Below are 16,824 nucleotides of genomic sequence, written 5' to 3' on the forward strand. Positions count from 1 at the left end.
ACCCGCGGGCGCGGGCCGTCGCCGGGTCGGCGCGATAGGTCAACCAGACGGCGAGGGCGTGCGCCGGCGGCTGGACGATGCCGGAGGTCGCCACCGCCGGTGCGGCCGGGCGGCGCCTATCTGATCACCGGTGGGTACGGCGGGCTCGGACTGCGGGTCGCGCAGTGGCTGGCGGCGGCCGGCGCCGGCCGGCTGGTGCTGACCGGCCGGTCCGGACCCACCGCGAGCGCGGAACAGACCATCGACGCGCTACGACGTTCCGGCGTCGACGTGCGTGTGCTGCTCGGTGACCTCGCCGCCGACGGCGTCGCCGCCCGGCTGGTCGACGCCGGCGGCGCTGACCTGGCCGGAGTCGTGCACGCGGCCGGAGTGTTGCGGGACGGCCTGGTGGGCCGGCTGGACGCCGGGGACCTGGCCGGAGTCTGGACGCCCAAGGCGCACGGCGCGTGGCGTCTGCACCGGGCAGTCGTGGCGGCGGGCGTGGAACTGGACTGGTGGGTGACGTTCTCGTCGGCGGCCGCCCTGCTCGGCTCCCCCGGCCAGGCGGCCTACGCGACCGCGAACGCCTGGCTGGACGCCTTCGCCCGGTGGCAGCGTGCGCACGGCGTGCCCGCGATCTCGATCAACTGGGGAACCTGGTCGGGGCTCGGCGGCGCCGCCGGGACGCGGCTGCCCGGGATGGACCCGATCGAGCCGGACGAGGGCATCGCCACGCTGGCCGGGTTGCTCTCCCGCACCCCGGGCACGGCCGGGGCGCTGCATTTCGACCCGGCCGCCGCCCTGGCCGTCTTCCCGGAGGCCGGCCGCCTGCCGTTCTTCAGCGCGGTGACCGGCGATGCCGCACCGCCCGCCGGGAAACCCGCCACACCGCCGCACTGGCCCGGCGCCGAACGGATCCGGGCGCTGCCGCGGGCCGAGGCGGCGCGCGCCATCGGCGAACGGCTCGCCGCGCACGTCGTGGCCGTCCTCGGCACACCGCGGGCGCCCCGGCCGGACGAGCCTCTGGTGGACGCCGGCCTGGACTCGCTCGCCGCGATCCGGATCAAGAGCCTGGTCGAGATCGACCTCGGGACGCCGCTGCCCACCTCGGCGCTGGTGCGCGGCGCCACGCTCGCCGACCTGACGGCCGCGCTCACCGACGCGCTCGGTCCGGCGGACGGCACCTCACCGGCGGAGCGGCCCGAGGCCCCCGCGACCGCGGAAGCCGAGACGATGGGGGCCGCCCCACCGGCCTGCCGGCCCGATCTCCAGGAAGCCGCGGAAGCCGAGGTGGCGCGTGCCGCCGCAACGCCGGACGCCGAGGTCGCCGCGCGCGACGCGGCGGAGCGGGCCGCGGTCCGGCTCTTCGCGACCGTGCTCGACCGGGCCGTCGCGGGAATCGCCTGGCGGGCCGACGTCGCACGGCCGGTGCTGGCCCGGATCGCCGACGCGGCCCGCGCCGAGTTTGGCGCCGACGTGGACCTCGCGGACCTGCTCGCCGATCCCACCCCGCGCACGCTCGCCGTCGCGCTGCGCGCGGCCGAGCAGGCCGAGGTCGGCGCCGGCCCGGTGCGCCCGCTGCGCGTCGCCGATACCGCGGCCGCGCCGCTGTTCCTGGCGCATCCCGCCGGCGGCAGCACGTTCGTGTACCGGCAACTGGTCGACCGGCTCGGCCCGGCACTGTCCGTGTACGGGCTGGAGCGGTTCGCCTCCGGTGGCCCGGTGACCGAGCGCGCCACCCGGTACGCGGCGCTGATCCGCCGGGTCCGCCCCACCGGACCGTACCGGCTGGGTGGCTGGTCGTTCGGTGGTGTGCTCGCCTACGAGGCGGCCCGGCTGCTCGCCGCCGAGGGCGAGAAGGTGGAGGCGGTCGTGCTCATCGACTCCGGGCTGCCGGTGCCGATGCCCGCCGAACAGGCCGCCCACCTGCTCACCGAGCGGTTGCTGGGATTCCTGACCTACCTGCGGGAGACCTACCGGGCGCCCGTCGACGTGGCGCCCGGCCGGCTGCGCGGGCTGACCGCGGACGAGCAGTTCGAGGTGGTCCTCGCGGAGATGTCCCGCGCCGGGGTGACCGACCGGCTGCCGCCGGCCGTGCTGCGCCATCAGATCGACTCGCACTCCGACACCCGGGCGCTCGACGAGTACCGGCCCGGCCCGTACGACGGGCCGGTGACGCTGTACCGCTGCACCGAGGCGACGCCGTGGGCGGTCAGCGACCCCCGGTACGAGCACTCGGACGCCGCCCGAGGCTGGGACCGCTGGTGCGCCGACCTGCGCATCGTGCCGGTGACCGGGCACCACCTGAACCTCCTCGACCCGCCCGCGGTGGACACGATCGCGGCGGACCTGCGCCGGCTGCTGTGACCGGCGTTCCGCATCGAGTAAGGAGTCGCACATGTCGGAACTCGCCGAAGCCGTGCTGGCCGACGCTTCAGCGGCGGAGTTGCTCGCCTGCCCGGTGCCGTCACGGATCCGGGCCGCACACCTGCGCCGGACGGACGTCGACATCTTCGCCGGCGCCGAGGACCGGGACGTACGCCGTTCCCTGCACGTGGGCGAGGTGCCGATGCCGGAGCTCGCCCCGGACGAGGTGCTGATCGCGGTGCTGGCCGCCGGCATCAACTTCAACACGGTCTGGTCGGCGACCTTCCTGCCGGTGCCGACCTTCTCGTTCCTCGCCCGGATGGGACGCCAGGACCGCTGGGGCAGCCGGCACGACCAGCCGTACCACGTCATCGGGTCGGACGCGGCGGGCGTGGTGGTGCGGGTGGGATCGGGTGTGCGGCGGTGGTCGGTCGGCGAGCGGGTGGTGGTGGCGCCGGCCTACGTCGACAGCGAGGATCCGGTCACCCATCAGGACGCGATGACCGGGGACCAGCGGGCCTGGGGGTTCGAGACGAACTTCGGCGGGCTGGCCGACTTCGCCGTCGTCAAGGCGAGCCAGCTGCTGCCCAAGCCGGAGCATCTGACGTGGGAGGAGGCGGCCGGCAACACGCTGTGCGCCGCGACCGCGTACCGGATGCTCGTGAGCCCGCGCGGCGCCCGGATGAAGCAGGGCGACGTGGTCCTGATCTGGGGCGCCGCCGGCGGCCTCGGGGGTTTCGCGGTGCAGCTCGTGCTCGCCGGCGGTGGGATCCCGGTCGCCGTCGTGGGGTCGCAGGCGAAGGCCGAGCTGTTGGGCCGGCTCGGCTGCCGGAACGTGATCGACCGGGCCGCTCTGCCGATGGGCCCGGACGGGATGCGTGATCCGGCTACCTGGCGGGCGCTGGGCAAGCAGATCCGCGCCCTGGTCGGGGAGGATCCGCACATCGTCTTCGAGTACACCGGCGCGGAGACCTTCGGCGCCTCCGTGTACCTGGCCCGCACCGGCGGAACGGTGGTGACGTGCGGATCCAGCAGCGGCTACGAGCACCAGTACGACAACCGCTACCTGTGGATGCGGCTCAAGCGCATCGTGGGCAGCCACGGCGCCAACTATCAGGAGGCGTGGGAGGTCAACCGGCTGTTCAGCCTCGGCACGCTGATTCCCACGCTGTCTCGGGTGTACCCGCTCGACCAGGCCGCCGAGGCGACCCGGGCGGTCCAGCTCAACGAGCACGTGGGCAAGGTCGGCGTGCTGTGCCTGGCGCCGGAGCCGGGGCTGGGCGTCACCGATCCGGTCCGTCGGGCTCAGGCCGGTGAGGACCGGCTGCGGTTGTTCCGCGAGGCCGGGCAGCCGCTCGTGCCCCACGCGGTCGGTTGAGCCGGCGCTCGCGGGCGGTCCTCGCCGTCGTGGTGGCGACCGCGTTCCTCACCATGCTCGACAACACGGTGGTCACGGTCGCCGCGCCGTCGATCGCCCGCGACCTCGGGGTCGGCCTGGCCGCGCTGGAGTGGGTGGCGACCGGCTACATGCTGCCCTACGCGGGCCTGCTGCTGGCCGGTGGCCGGCTCACCGACCGGTACGGCACCCGCCGGATGCTGCTGGCCGGGCTCGGTGTGTTCACCGCCGCGTCGCTGGCGGCCGGCCTGACCGGACAGCTGATCGGGCTGCTCGTGGCCCGCGCCGTGCAGGGCGCCGGCGCCGCCCTGCTGGTGCCGGCGACCCTCGCCGCCGTGGCGGCGGCCGGCGACCGGGAGCGCCTGCGCGGCGCGGCGGCGTGGACGGTCTCGGGCGCTGTCGCGCTCGCGGCCGGGCCGGTCGTGGGCGGCCTGCTCAGCGAGCACCTGCACTGGTCGTGGATCTTCCTGCTCAACGTGCCGGCCGGACTGGCCGCGCTGGTCACCGTGTGGTGCGCGGTGCCCGCGGGGATCCGGCGGCACGGGGTCACGCTGGGCCTGCCCGGGGTCTGCACGGCCACGTTCGCGCTGACCGCCGTGACGTTCGCGCTGACGAGCGGTGCCGGGTACGCGGTGGCGGCGGCGGTCGCCGGGGCGGCCGTCTTCGTGCTCGTCGAGCGGCGCAGCCGGGATCCGCTGCTCGGCGCCGGGCTGTTCGCCGCCCGCGCCTACCGGGGCGGGGTGGCCGTGCAGGTGCTGTGGGGGCTGGGCGTCAACGGCGTGTTCTTCTACACCGCCATGTACCTGCAGGACGTCCGCGGTTTCCGGCCCGCCGCGGCGGGACTGGCCTTCCTGCCGGTGGCGGCGGCGGTCGCCCTGGGTGCGCCACTCGCGCCGGCGCTCGTTCGACGGCTCGGCGTGCGGCGGACGGTGACGGCGGGTCTGCTCGTGGTCGGCGCCGGGATCGGCGTGGTGGCGGTGGGCAGCGCCGACACGCCCGTCCTGCTGGCCGCGCTGGCCGCGGTCGGGTTCGGTTCGGCCCTGACCGTTCCGCTGGCCGCCGTGGTGCTGGCCGCCGCGCCGCCCGATCGCGCCGGGATGGCGGGCGGGGTCTTCGCCGTGGCCCGGGAACTCTCCGGGGTGCTCGGCATCGCCGGCGTCGGGGTGGTGGTGATCACCCGTGGCGATCTCGCCGGTGGGTACCGGCTGGGCCTGATCGCCGCCGCCGTCCTGGTCTGCGTGGGGGCGCTGATCGGCGCCCGGACCCAGCCGGGTCCGGGCGCCGACGTCGCGTCAGCCGAGCGAGGCGACCAGTCCGGGCCAGGTGGCGTGCAGCTCCCGCTGCCAGTACGGCCAGGAATGGGTGCCGTTGCCGTAGACGTTGACGGTGGCCGGGATACGGGCGAGTAGCAGCCGCCGCGCCATCGCGCGGGTGTTCACCCCGACCGGGATCTCACCGAACTGCACCGGGCTCCAGAAGCCGTTCGGGTCGAGATCGCCCGGCAGCCCGGTGCTGCCGCTGGAGAGGTAGACGCCGGCGCCGCGCAGGTTCGGGGCCAGGTCGAGCGGGTTGTGCCGGCGCCAGTTGCCGGCCTGCAGTATCGGTGAGCCCCACATCGCGGTGGGGTCGTCACCGTTGTCGGACGCGGTCTTGTACAGCACGGCCCGCAGCAGCGGGTCGAACAGGTTCAGCGGGGCGCTGTACGCCGCCACGTACCGGAACGTGCCCGGATGCCGGCCCGCGTACATGACGGCTCCGGTCCCGCCGGACGAGATGCCGGCCACGGCCCGGGCGGCGCCGGCCCGGTATTCGGAGCGCAGGAGGTTCCACAGCTCGGTGAGGTGGAACGTCTCCCACAGACCGGCGTTGGGGCCGCCGTCGGGGCGGTACCAGTCGGTGTAGTTGGCGTCGCGTCCCGCCTCGGGCATGACGATCAGCGCCGCCGTGGTGGCGCTCAACTGCTCGATGTCGGTCTCGCGGGTCCACGAGGTGTAGTCGTCGTTGCCGCCGTGCAGCAGGTACACCACCGGCCACGTGCGCGTCGCGGTACGGGACCAGCCCGCCGGCATGAGCACGCGTACCGGGAGGTCCCGTCCGTTGGCCGGCGAGCGGACGGTGAGATCGACCGTGCGGGAGTCGAGCCAGCGTTCGCCGACCACCGATGCCGGGGCGGCGGCCCGGGCCGGGCCGTCCACGATCGCCGCGCCCCCCGCGACGAGCAGCGCGGCGAGCATGAGTCTGAGATATCGGGACATCAGCAGTTTCCCGTCGCCGGCCGGCCCGCGAAGCGGTCGGTGAACCAGGCGACCACGTCGCCGATGGCCTGACCGTCGGCCAGCAGGTGGCCGGTCAGGTATTTCCGCTGCCGGGTCGTGATCCCGGCCCGGCAGTACGCGGTGCGCACCGCCTCCTCGACCTGTGTGGGGATCACCTCATCCAGCAGCCCGTGGTACTGCAGCACGGGGAAGCCGATCCGGTACCGCGCGCCGGACGCCGCCGTTCCCACGCCCACGCCGAGCTTCTGCGCGTCCAGGACCGCGCCCCAGGTGACGCCGTCCGGCCCGGCCAGCCGGTAGAATTCCTCGGGGCTCAGGCCGCCGGTGGTCAGGCTCTCGCTCCGGGCGCCGGCGCCCCGGGCGACCGTGCCGACGAGACAGAGAGTCTTGAGGTCGGCTATCAACCGCCGGCCCTGCTCGTTCATCAACGCGTCGAACGGCAGGTTCGGGTAGGCGGCGTGCAGCCCGATGGTGGCGTCCACGCTGAAGCCGGCGAACGCACCGCCGTCGGAGGCCTTCGCGACCTCCTTCAGGTCCGCGGGAACGCCGCCGGCGGCGGCGCCGGCCAGATTCAGTTCGGGGGCGTACGTGGCAGCCAGCTGCGCCGACCACAACGACGCCGCGCCGCCCTGCGAGTAGCCCCAGACGCCCACCTTGGCACCGGTGCTCAGACCGGAACCGGGCACCTGGAACGCCGCCCGTACCACGTCGAGCATGGCGTGTGCCGCGTTGTGGCCGGCCATGTAGGTGTGCGTCCGCCCGGTCAGATAGCCGACGTCGTCGGTGGCCGCCACCGCCCAGCCGGCCCGCAGGAGCCCCGCGACCTGGTCGCCCTCGTACTCGTCCTGGTATGCCCCGGCGAGCTGCTTGGAGAAGGCGCACTGCGAGCCGAGCCCGAGCGTGCCGAAGTGGTAGGAGACGACGGGCCGGGCGCCCGGCCCGGTCCAGGGTGCGGTGGGCCCCCCGCCCAGGCCGGACACCCCGCCCCGGCGCCCCGGCACAACCCGGGAGGCGTACTGCACCCGCCATGCCTTCATCGCGATGTCGCCGGGCACCTCGGGCAGGCCGGTCGGGCGACAGGCCAGCACGGTTCCCGGCGCCGCGGCGACCGACGCCGGCGGGGTGTAGATCGCACTCTCCGGCGCGGTGCACGCCACACTCGCCGCCGTGGCCGATCCCGGCGCGACGGCCACGGCCACACCGGCGAGGCCGGTGCAGAGCGCGGCCAGCGCCGGTATCACTGATCTTCGCCTCATGGGGTCCTCCCGTCCGGCCGCCCCTGACGACCGGCGGCATGACGCAAGACTGGAGGGCGAAACCATCACGATCTACGCTGCTGGTTGACAATCCGGCGCCCGCAGACGCGCACCGGCGGTGGCAGCGCGGCCCGCCGGCGATCCGGTACGGTCCCGGACTCCCCCGGCCGTCACGCGTACATCAGGTGCAGGGTCATGCCGGCGTCGGCGTGCGGCAGGTTGTGGCAGTGGTTGGCCCACATTCCGGGGTTGTCGGCGTGGAACGCCACCTCCCAGACCTCGCCGGGCCGCACGTCGAAGGAGTCCAGCCACAACGGGCTGCCGGTCGACGGTGTGCCGTCGCGGGACAGGACCAGCACGTGGTGCCCGTGCAGGTGCCACGGGTGCACCACCAGCGACCGGTTGACGATCCTCAACTTGACGACCGCGCCGTGGCGTACGACCTGCGGCGGGATGTCCGGGTCGGCGGCGCCGTTGACGGTGTGGGCGTACCGCGGGAGCAGGCCGCGCAGGTCGAGGCCGCGATCCAGCACCAGCGTGAGCTCCTGGTCGAACCGGGACCACGGCGCCGGCGTCGCGGCGCCGTAACCGAGCGGATCCAGGACCGGCCATCCGCTGGTGACCGCGGTGACCGGACCGGTCGACCAGACGGCCCGGCCGTCGACGGAGAGCGCCACCGGCGTGGCGGGTGCAGAGAAGGCCAGGTCGTAACGCCCACCGGCCGGGATCAGCACGGCGGTGTCCGCCAGCGGCGGCGGGTCACGCAGGTCGGCCCCGTCGATCGCGACGACCCGGAACGAGGCGCCGGCCAGGGCGTACCGATGCGTGGTGCTGTCGGTGTTGATCAGCCGCAGCCGGACCGGCTCGCCCGCGCGGACCTGCGCCACGCTGGGCGCCGGCAGCGGATGCCCGGCGAGAGCGTGGACCGGAACCGTCACGTCCACGCCGGTCACCGGCCCGGGATGGACCACGAGCACGCCGTGGAGTCCCATCCGGACTCCGAGGTCCGAGGCCGCGTGAGTGTGGTACCAGTAGGTGCCGGCCTGATCGGCGTGGAACCGGTAGACGAACTCCTGGCCGGGCAGCACCGCCGCCTGCGTCACGCCGGGCACCCCGTCCTGGCTGTTCGGCACGTCGTAACCGTGCCAGTGCAGCGTGACGCCACGATCGATGTCCTGGTTGCGCAGCGTCACCTCCAGGACGTCGCCGACCGTCGCGGTGAGCTGCGGGCCGGGCACCTGGCCGTTGAACGCCCAGGCCGCGACGTCCCGGCCGTTCGCCGTCACGACGGCCGATGCGGCCGTCAGGGTGAAGCGCTTGGTCGGCGCGCCGACGGTGGGCTCGTCGCGATGGCCATGAGCATGGGGTACGCCGGGGGCGGCGCCCGTGGTGACGGCCAGGCCGGTGCCGGTCACCAGCGCCGCGAGCGACACGACGACGGCCGCGCGCGCCACGGTGCGGGACGGGCGCGCGCCGAGGAACCGCCACGTGACCGCGGTGGCGGCGGCCACCCCGGCGACCGCCAGCAGCGCCGCGCCCGCCGACACCGGGTAGCCGTGCAGGACCGTCACGAGCAGGGCGGCGGTGTGGGCGTACCCGGCGAACAGTAGCGCGACCGCGGCCGGGCGGATGTCGGCCGGCGGCCGCACCAGCCGCGGGCCGGCGACGAGCACCGCCGCGAGCGACAGCGGGGCGGCGATGATGACCTTCTCCGCCGCGAACCACCAGCCGGCACGGGCCAGCGCGATGGTCGTGGCCGCACGGGCCAGGGTGGCGAGCAGCGCGGCGGCGCCCACACCCAGCGCGAGCCGCCGCCGGCCGGTGGCGGCCGCGGCGCCGCCGCCCAGCCATCCGGCGGCCGCGAGGACCGCGACGACGAGATCGAGCGCGAGCACCGAACCGGTGGTCATGCTGGGCTCTTCTCTACGGCCGGGTTTTCCGCCGGCCGGCCGGCGGCCAGCTTCTCCGCGGCCTGGAGAACACCGACCACGACGTGCACGGCGATGATCCCGTTGACCGCGTGCAGCGCGCCGATGGTGAGGCTGAGCGCGGTGCTGGCGCCCGAGGCGTCGGTGAACGCGTTCGCCAGCACCGCGATGAGCGCTTGCAGCAGGACCAGCCCGAGCGGCAGGACCGACTGGGCGACGACCCGCCCCGGCGCCCGGGCCAGCGCGGCGCACACCATGGTGAGAAGGCTGAGGAGGGGGATCACCACCATCCCGGTGATGCTGTGCAGCGCGTAGGCGCCGTCGCCGGCGGGTTTGGTGAACGCGCCCACGGCGGCGAACACGAATTGCAGCGCGAACGCGGCCAGTAGTACGGCGCTGACGATGACGAAAGCTCTACGCACGGTGACTCTCCTGGCGGTGGGCCGGGTCGAGTGCCCGGGCGACGTGGTCGGTGGCCGTGATCGCGCCGTACGCGACGAGCCGGACGAGGTCCGCGTCCGCCGGGTGCGACAGCCGCCAGAGGCCGACGTCACCCGGGCTGATCGCGGCGGGCGCGAACGCGGCCAGCAGGGCGATCCGGGTGCCGACGCGGTCGGTTCCGGGCAGGTCGCGGACGAGTTCGCCGGCCCACTCGGCCGGCTGGTCCGGATGCCGGCCGTCCTCCCAGCGCACGGTCGCCGTGACGGTCCGCCGGGCCACGTCACTGAGCAGGTCACCGCCGGAGGTGGCGGCGTCCGTCAGCGCCGCGTACGCCACACCGACCGGGCTGTCGGTGGCCCAGGCCGGCGGCGGGGTGGGCCCGGTGTCCAGGAGCGGGAGGCTGCCGCCGGGCTCGTTCCGTTCACGGGACATCCGGGCGTAGAGCCGGCCCCCGGCGGATCGCACGACGGGGAAGCGCTGCAGACCGCCGGGGAGCAGGTCCGGGGCGAGCAGCGCCGAGACGACCCGGTTGATGAAGTGGAAGGCCAGCAGGGTGCCGGTGAGCTGCGGGCCGTACGGGCTCGTCCACCCGGTCGCCCGGGGATTGCGGCTGCCGGCGGCCCAGTGGACGAGCTCGGCGTGGGCGGGATGCGACGGTGTGCCGCCCCGGGCGATGACTTCGGCCAGTTCGTGCTCGTCCAGCGCGTGCAGCAGTGTCACGTGGGCGTCGACGCAGAACTGGCAGCGGTTGGCCCGGGACACCGCCGACGCCACGACTTCCCGGTCGACCCGGCTCGTGCCCCCGGCGAGCCCCGTGCCCCCGGCGAGTCTCGTGCCCCCGGCGAGCAGCGCCTCGCGCATCAGCGCCCAGGAGGCGGCCAGGATCTCCGGCACGGCCGAGAGCGCCTGAAAGGCGGGCGCCGGCCCGATGAAGTCGTCGCGCATCTGCCGGTAGACCTGGGCGGTGCGGCCGGTCGCCGCTCGCGGTGGGGCGGGTGTGAAGAAGCGGTATGTCATGCGGTCGATGCTCGTCCGGGCGCCGCGCGGAGGCGTCGTGCCGCCGCAGACACCTGGGTGATGCCGGTACCGCGCCCGCAGTACGCCCGGCCTACTGCGGGCGAGGGATGACCACTGTCGACAGTCGTCCTACAGTTCGCTCATGCGCCCGGACCTGCCCTACGCCCTCGGCGGCGTCACGCTCGGCCTCGCCCTGCTCGGCAACGCGGCCCTCGCTCCGGACGCCGGTCCGGTGGGAGCGATCGACGTCGCCCTGATCCTCGCCATGGCCGCGGCCCTCGCGGTGTGCCGGCGTCACCCGGCGCCGGCGCTGCTCGTGGTGACCACGGCCATGCTGGCCCTGCACGTCCGGGTGCATCCCGGGGTGGCCGCCGCGTTCCCCGTCCTCGCGGCCGTCTACGTCGCCGCCTGGCGCGGGCATCGGCTGGCCGCCGCCGCGGCCGGTGTCGTCTTCCTCGCCGGCTTCCTGGCCCGCGACATCTCGGTCGCACCGGCCGGCCGGCCCGGCCAGCAGATCCTGGAACGCACCAGTCTGCTGCTGGGGTGGTTCGTGGCGGCCAACGTAGCGGGCCTGGTCGCGCGGCAGCACCGGGCGTACCTGGAACAGGTGGAGCAACGGGCCGCCGAGGCGGAACGCACCCGCGAGGAGATGGCGTTGCGCCGCGCCGGTGAGGAACGCCTGCGCATCGCCCGGGACCTGCACGACTCGCTGACCCACAGCATCTCGGTGATCAAGGTGCAGGCCGGGATCGCCGTGCATCTGGGCCGTAAGCAGGGCGAGGAGCCGTCGGCCGCGCTGCTGGCGATCCAGGAGGCCAGCAGCGCGGCGATGCGCGAGCTGCGGTCGACGCTGGCGGTCCTGCGCTCGCCCGCTGAGGAGGACCGCGTCAGCCTGGCCCGGGTGGACGAGCTCGCGGAGCGGACCCGAGCGGCCGGGGTGCCGGTGGACGTCATCGTCACCGGGGAGCCGCCGGACGTGCCCGTCGAGGTGGACCAGGCCGGGTATCGCGTCGTCCAGGAGGCGCTGACCAACGTCACCCGCCACGCCGGGTCCGCCACCGCCGAGGTGCACGTCGAGTACGCCCCCACCCGGCTGACCGTCGCGGTGACCGACGACGGGCGGGCCCCGGCGGCCGGGCCGGTGACCCCGGGAGTGGGACTGAGCGGCATGCGGGAACGGGTCACCGGGCTGGGCGGCACACTGCACGCGGCGCACCGTGACGGCGGCGGGTTCGCCGTACGGGCCACCTTCCCGCTGGACGGCCCGGCATGATCCGTGTGCTGCTCGCCGACGACCAGGCCCTGATGCGGGCCGGATTCCGCGCGCTGCTCGACGCCGAGGACGACGTGGAGGTCGTCGGTGAGGCCGTCGACGGGGGCTCCGCCGTGGAACTGGCACGGCGGCTGCGCCCGGACGTCGTGCTGATGGATGTGCAGATGCCGAGACTCGACGGCATCGAGGCCACCCGCCGTATCGGCGCCGACCCCGGTCTGGCCGGCGTGCGCGTGCTGATCCTCACCAACTACGAGCTCGACGCCTACGTCTTCGCCGCGCTCCGCGCCGGCGCCAGTGGATTCCTGCTCAAGGACGCCGACCCGGCGGACCTGTTGCAGGCGATCGCGGTCGTGGCCCGCGGTGACGCGCTGCTGGCCCCCACGGTCACCCGGACGCTCATCAGCGAGTTCGTGACCGGCCCGGCGCCGGCCGACCCGGCGGTCGGGCGCGACGTGCTGACCGCCCGCGAACAGGAGATCGTCGAACTCGTGGCCCGCGGGCTCAGCAACGACGACATCGCCGGGCGCATGGTGATCAGCCCGTTGACCGCCAAGACCCACGTCAACCGGGCGATGGCGAAACTGCACTGCCGCGATCGCGCCCAGTTGGTCGTGTGGGCGTACGAATCAGGTCTGATCACGCCGCGCCGCCGGTGACGGGCGCATCGCGCCGGCGCTGGCGAGTGGTGCGCCGGCTGGTGGAGCTGAGTGCGGCGGGTCCGCTGTCGCGGGAACAGGTGGCGCTGGCCGCGCAAGGTCTGGGTGTCGGACCGCACGGTGTGGCGGTTGGTGGCGAAGGCGCTGGGCCGCGCCGAGCAGGTGGCGGGGCCGCGAGGGTGATCATGTCGAGGCGTCGGTGGAGGTCGACGTCGACGGGCGGTTGATGTAGCCGTGGGTGACGTGGTTCATCGACTGCGCGACGAGCGTGGTGACCGGGGTCGCGGTCACGCCGGCGAGTCATGCCACTGTCGGATCACCGGACAATGGAGTATGTCGATGTCTGACGGCGCGTAGGGTCTGCCTGCGGCTTTCCCGGCGGCGACGGGCGGGCCGCCGTCGAGCCGAGCCCGCTACGTTCAGGGACGGGCATTCGCCACCAGGAGGGCCGCGATGACCACCCCCACCGCGCCGGGCGCCAACCCCCAGAAGGTCACCGGTGAACAGCGCGTCGCCAAGGTGTTCGGCCTCACCGGCGACAACTGGTTTCGCCACGCCAACCCGATCAGTGTTGCGACCCGGTTTGCCGTCCTGCCGCTGCTCGCGCTGTCGATCTGGAGCCGCGACTGGATCGGGTGGTGGTGCCTGGCGCCGGTCGTCCTGTCGCTGGTCTTCATGATGATCAACCCGGTGCTGTTCCCGCGGCCTCGATCGACCCGCAACTGGGCGTCGAGAGGCGTCTTCGGCGAACGGGTCTGGTCGGAGCGCACCACAGTTGCGGTTCCTGACCAGTTCAATGCGCGCGTGCTCGCTGTCACTTACGCGATCCAGCTCGTCGGCGCGGTGGTGCTCACCTACGGGCTGGTCCGCCTCGATGCGGTCGACACCGTGGCCGGAATCATCATCCTGCAGGCCGCCAAGGCCTGGTACATCGATCGTCAGGTGTTGCTGTTCGAAGACATGAAGACCCGGCACGAACCGTACGCCGCATGGGAGTACTGAACGCCGGAACCGCGTCCCGACGTACAGCCCGGACCAGCGGATGAGTCCGGCCCGAAGGGCGCTGACATACGGGAGCTGAGGCGATGAAGACGATTCGACGACGGCTGGGACGTCCGCGGCGCCGGCGGCACCGCCCGGGTCAACTGCTTCGGCGACCCGGCACAGCGACAAGCCTTCTGGGCCGGCAAGCCGATCCCGACGACCGCCGCCGAACAGCGGGCCTATCTGGCGACGACCGCCGAGTTCGCGCGCCGCTGCGGCGCGGCCAACGGCGAGCTACTCACGCACATCTCCACCGCGGACACCGCCCCCGACCTCGACCACCTGCGCCACCTCGTCGGCGACGAACAGCTGTCGTACCTGGGTGAGTCGTACGGCACCTTCATCGGCCAGGTCTACGCGAACATGTATCCCCGGCGGATACGGGCCATGGCACTCGACGGCATCGCCGACCCCGTCGCCGTCACCGGCGGAACCGAGACCGCCCTCGCCGCCGCGCTCGTCAGCACCGACGAGGCGTTCGGGCAGTTCCTCGCCACCTGTCAGGCCGCCGCCCTGGCCGGTCACGGACCCGTCGCTCCCCGCGTCGACGCGATGCTGCGGCGACTCCGGCACACCCCGCTGCCTGCGCCGCACGCCACCCCACCGGGAACGCTGTCCTACCAGGAGGCGCTCGCACCACTGAAGTTCGCCATCCTGGGCCACCCCGTCCTGTGGCCGCAGGTCATTCACCAGTTCACTCAGATCAGCCGGATCGGCGGCGCACCGCTGGGCTGGGGCATGGGAGCGGCCTGCGCCTCCTGGCCGGCTGGAACGGTTTGGTATCCTCCGTTCCGGAGGGCGCGTATGGACGCTCTTCCCCGGACGAGATGTGCGCCGTACCCGGTCTGCAAAGACGACGCTCGCGGGAGCGTCATGACCAGCACGCGCGTCGACTTCACCTCTTCAGCCCCGGTACCCGGCACGATGGACGTCCGGTGGATCCACGGGTCACCCTCGGCCAAGCACAACACCGATCCCGACATCCAGGTGCATGCCTACAACGAGCACACATTCATCCTGCGCCAGAACAAGGCGATCGATTACGAGGCGCCGTTCCTGTTCCTGTTGTTCGGCAACGACCGGGCGGTCCTGCTCGACACCGGCGCCACCGCCTCAGCGGAGCACTTTCCGATACAGCGAACCGTCGATGACCTGACTCGGCGATGGCTGGCCGTCCATCCGCGCGAGGACTACGAACTGCTGGTCCTGCACACCCACGCCCACGGCGACCATACCGCCGGTGACACCCAATTCACCGGCCGTGCCGGCACCGTCGTCGTCGGCGCTGACCGCGCCACCGCGTGGGCGTACCTCGAGCTCGACGAGCCGGGCCGGGCCGGCCGTGTCGACCTCGGCGGACGCATGCTGGAGTGCCTGGCCACTCCCGGCCACCACGAATCGGCCATCACCTTCTACGACCGGTACACCGGGCTGCTGTTCACCGGCGACACCGTCTACCCGGGGCGGCTCTACGTCAACGACTGGCCCGCCTTTCGGAGCACCATGGACAGCCTCATCCGATTCGCCGAGTCACGGCCCGTCACCCATGTTCTCGGCTGTCACATCGAGATGACAGGCGTACCGGGCGTGGACTATCCGGTCCGCACCACCTTCCAGCCCGATGAACCGCCGTTGCAGATGACCACGCAACAGCTGCGGGACATCCGCGCGGCGATCGACGAGGTGGGCGACCGTACCGGCCGGCACGCCTTTGCCGACTTCATCATCTGCTACGAGCAGCCGTGAGCGAGGCGATGCAGCGGATGCGCCCCATGCCGGACGCCGCCGTACTGCTGGCCGGCTCCGCCTTCGTCGACCCCGGCGATCCCACCGGGGAACTCGGCAACCCCTTCGCCGTCGTACTGGGCGGCGACGTGGCCGACTGGGACGCCGCTCGCCGATCGGCGTTGGCGCGGCGCACCGGAACCCCCGAGACCGTCTTCATCGACGCCTTCGATCCGGCACCCGGTGACGACGGCTGGTCCAGCATCGAGGTCGCCGTCACCGTCCTGACGCCTACCGGCGAACACCTCGGTGCGTGCGCCCACGGCATCATGGGAGCGGTCCGCGCCTTGGCGGACACAGTGAGCAGCAGCGGTGCTCCCCACCGCTTCAAGATCACGACCTCGACCGGGGTACGCACTCAGGCGCTACTCCATCCCGACGGTGCAGTCGAACTCGGCTTCCAGGCACTGGAGGCGCGCCACGTAGCAGGCTGCGGGCCCGCGGTGGACGAGGTGTTCGGCGTTGCAGTGTCGACGGCGGGGTCACTTCCGATTCTTTCCGTCGGCTCGCCCAAACTCACCGTCGAGGTGCCGGGCGCAACACTCGACATGCTGCGGGCACGGCTGGACCGGCTCGACTACGACCGGCTGATGAGCCTGCAACGAGACGTTGGCGTGAACGGCATCCACGTGTACAGCCGCGACCCGGCGACCGGCCTGCCGGCGTGCGCCATCCAGGTCAACGCCTATCTCGGCAGGGCACTTGTCGTGGATCGCGCCACCGGTGTGTCCCACGCAGCCCAGGTCGGCGGAGACCCCGCGGTCGAGCCCGGCCGGCGACTACGAATCGCCCAGTACACCCAGGCCGGCTGCTCGGCCGTCATCGCTGTCACCAAGGGCCATCGCGGCCAGGTGACGGTCGGCGGAGCCACCACCCTCGCCGAGCCACGCATCGTGTGACGGCGGCTCGCCAACCAGGAATTCATCGAGTAGCGCTGGTACCTGGGCACTTCCTCTGAAACGCCAAATGTACGGACGAGCGGGCTTCACCCTCCTACGCCACCGCATCCTGCTCGGCCAACTACTCACCCACCGTCACCACCGAGCACCCCATCACCGCCAGGCGGTGGCTGAACAAACCGTCCGTCTCTGCGGTCCTGGCCGACCTCGCGGCTGGCCGACGAGCCCTGACCCACGAAGCCCTCGACGAGTTGCTCGACAGCCCGCCCCTTGCCCACCTCCGCCAAGTCCTCGTCGGCGTCGGCGCCCTGCCCGAGCGCGACGAGTACCCGGTCCGCCTCGAAATCTTCCTGACCAGCCTTCTCACATCCCAGCCAGATCCCGACCAACGAAAACTCCTGCACCGGTACGCGATCTGGCACCTCCGGCGGCTTCGCCGACGCAACGGCCGCCCCCCTTACTCCGCAACAGTTCATATCCGCACGTCAACGCACCCACGCGGCC

At 73.3% G+C, this 16,824-nt stretch carries 14 protein-coding genes, 1 pseudogene and 1 riboswitch; of the genes and pseudogenes, 9 read left to right on the top strand and 6 right to left on the bottom strand.

Features of this window, described 5'->3' with window-relative positions:
- The first annotated feature begins 99 nt into the window (after window positions 1-99).
- The 3 genes from QLQ12_RS38865 to QLQ12_RS38875 are packed head-to-tail and all read left to right on the top strand — an operon-like array spanning window position 100 to window position 5,151.
- Entirely contained in the window at window positions 100-2,346 is a 2,247-nt protein-coding gene (locus QLQ12_RS38865; RefSeq protein WP_282765964.1) for an SDR family NAD(P)-dependent oxidoreductase, read from the top strand.
- A gap of 31 nt (window positions 2,347-2,377) precedes the next feature.
- Window positions 2,378-3,724 (top strand): crotonyl-CoA carboxylase/reductase, encoded by a 1,347-nt coding sequence (gene ccrA / locus QLQ12_RS38870; protein ID WP_282765965.1) that lies wholly within the window; start codon window positions 2,378-2,380, stop codon window positions 3,722-3,724.
- Entirely contained in the window at window positions 3,721-5,151 is a 1,431-nt protein-coding gene (locus QLQ12_RS38875) for an MFS transporter (protein ID WP_282765966.1), read from the top strand. Before ccrA ends, QLQ12_RS38875 begins: the two co-directional genes overlap by 4 nt.
- Here QLQ12_RS38875 and QLQ12_RS38880 read toward each other — a convergent pair.
- The 5 genes from QLQ12_RS38880 to QLQ12_RS38900 form a co-directional block, all read right to left on the bottom strand.
- Window positions 5,035-5,997, bottom strand: a complete 963-nt coding sequence (locus QLQ12_RS38880; RefSeq protein WP_282765967.1) for an alpha/beta hydrolase — start codon at window positions 5,995-5,997, stop codon at window positions 5,035-5,037. The genes QLQ12_RS38875 and QLQ12_RS38880 overlap by 117 nt on opposite strands.
- Window positions 5,997-7,274: a lipase family protein gene (locus QLQ12_RS38885; protein ID WP_282765968.1), complete on the bottom strand. Its 1,278-nt coding sequence runs from the start codon at window positions 7,272-7,274 to the stop codon at window positions 5,997-5,999. The genes QLQ12_RS38880 and QLQ12_RS38885 overlap by 1 nt, the downstream gene beginning before the upstream one ends.
- Before the next feature lie 170 nt (window positions 7,275-7,444).
- The gene (locus QLQ12_RS38890) at window positions 7,445-9,184 is read right to left on the bottom strand and encodes a multicopper oxidase family protein (protein WP_282765969.1); all 1,740 of its coding nucleotides are present in this window, start codon (window positions 9,182-9,184) and stop codon (window positions 7,445-7,447) included.
- A complete protein-coding gene (locus tag QLQ12_RS38895; RefSeq protein WP_282765970.1) occupies window positions 9,181-9,624 on the bottom strand; it encodes a DUF6220 domain-containing protein in 444 nt (147 codons plus the stop codon). Before QLQ12_RS38895 ends, QLQ12_RS38890 begins: the two co-directional genes overlap by 4 nt.
- Window positions 9,617-10,660 (bottom strand): carboxymuconolactone decarboxylase family protein, encoded by a 1,044-nt coding sequence (locus QLQ12_RS38900; RefSeq protein ID WP_282765971.1) that lies wholly within the window; start codon window positions 10,658-10,660, stop codon window positions 9,617-9,619. The genes QLQ12_RS38895 and QLQ12_RS38900 overlap by 8 nt, the downstream gene beginning before the upstream one ends.
- 142 nt (window positions 10,661-10,802) lie before the next feature.
- Here QLQ12_RS38900 and QLQ12_RS38905 point away from each other — a divergent pair, with 142 nt between their 5' ends.
- The 6 genes and pseudogenes from QLQ12_RS38905 (at window position 10,803) to QLQ12_RS38930 (ending at window position 16,320) form a co-directional block, all read left to right on the top strand.
- Complete coding sequence (locus QLQ12_RS38905) at window positions 10,803-11,933, top strand: sensor histidine kinase (protein WP_282765972.1); 1,131 nt, start codon at window positions 10,803-10,805, stop codon at window positions 11,931-11,933.
- Window positions 11,930-12,592 carry a response regulator gene (locus tag QLQ12_RS38910; protein WP_282765973.1) on the top strand — a complete coding sequence of 221 codons (663 nt, stop codon included), beginning with the start codon at window positions 11,930-11,932 and terminating at the stop codon, window positions 12,590-12,592. The genes QLQ12_RS38905 and QLQ12_RS38910 overlap by 4 nt, the downstream gene beginning before the upstream one ends.
- Window positions 12,593-13,045: 453 nt before the next feature.
- A complete protein-coding gene (locus QLQ12_RS38915; protein ID WP_282765974.1) occupies window positions 13,046-13,594 on the top strand; it encodes a DUF6653 family protein in 549 nt (182 codons plus the stop codon).
- A gap of 324 nt (window positions 13,595-13,918) precedes the next feature.
- A pseudogene (locus tag QLQ12_RS47235) lies at window positions 13,919-13,999 on the top strand (hypothetical protein); the annotation flags it as partial.
- Window positions 14,000-14,429: 430 nt separating this feature from the next.
- Window positions 14,430-14,499: riboswitch (guanidine-III (ykkC-III) riboswitch) on the top strand.
- Window positions 14,500-14,509: 10 nt separating this feature from the next.
- Entirely contained in the window at window positions 14,510-15,382 is an 873-nt protein-coding gene (locus tag QLQ12_RS38925) for an MBL fold metallo-hydrolase (protein ID WP_282765977.1), read from the top strand.
- Window positions 15,379-16,320, top strand: a complete 942-nt coding sequence (locus QLQ12_RS38930) for a PhzF family phenazine biosynthesis protein (RefSeq protein ID WP_282765978.1) — start codon at window positions 15,379-15,381, stop codon at window positions 16,318-16,320. Before QLQ12_RS38925 ends, QLQ12_RS38930 begins: the two co-directional genes overlap by 4 nt.
- A 125-nt stretch (window positions 16,321-16,445) precedes the next feature.
- On the opposite strand, the gene QLQ12_RS38935 is transcribed toward QLQ12_RS38930, so the two are convergent.
- Window positions 16,446-16,709: a hypothetical protein gene (locus QLQ12_RS38935; RefSeq protein ID WP_282765979.1), complete on the bottom strand. Its 264-nt coding sequence runs from the start codon at window positions 16,707-16,709 to the stop codon at window positions 16,446-16,448.
- Between the last annotated feature and the right edge of the window lie 115 nt (window positions 16,710-16,824).

Source organism: Actinoplanes sandaracinus (assembly GCF_030009775.1).
GTDB classification, from domain to species: Bacteria; Actinomycetota; Actinomycetes; order Mycobacteriales; family Micromonosporaceae; genus Actinoplanes; species Actinoplanes sandaracinus.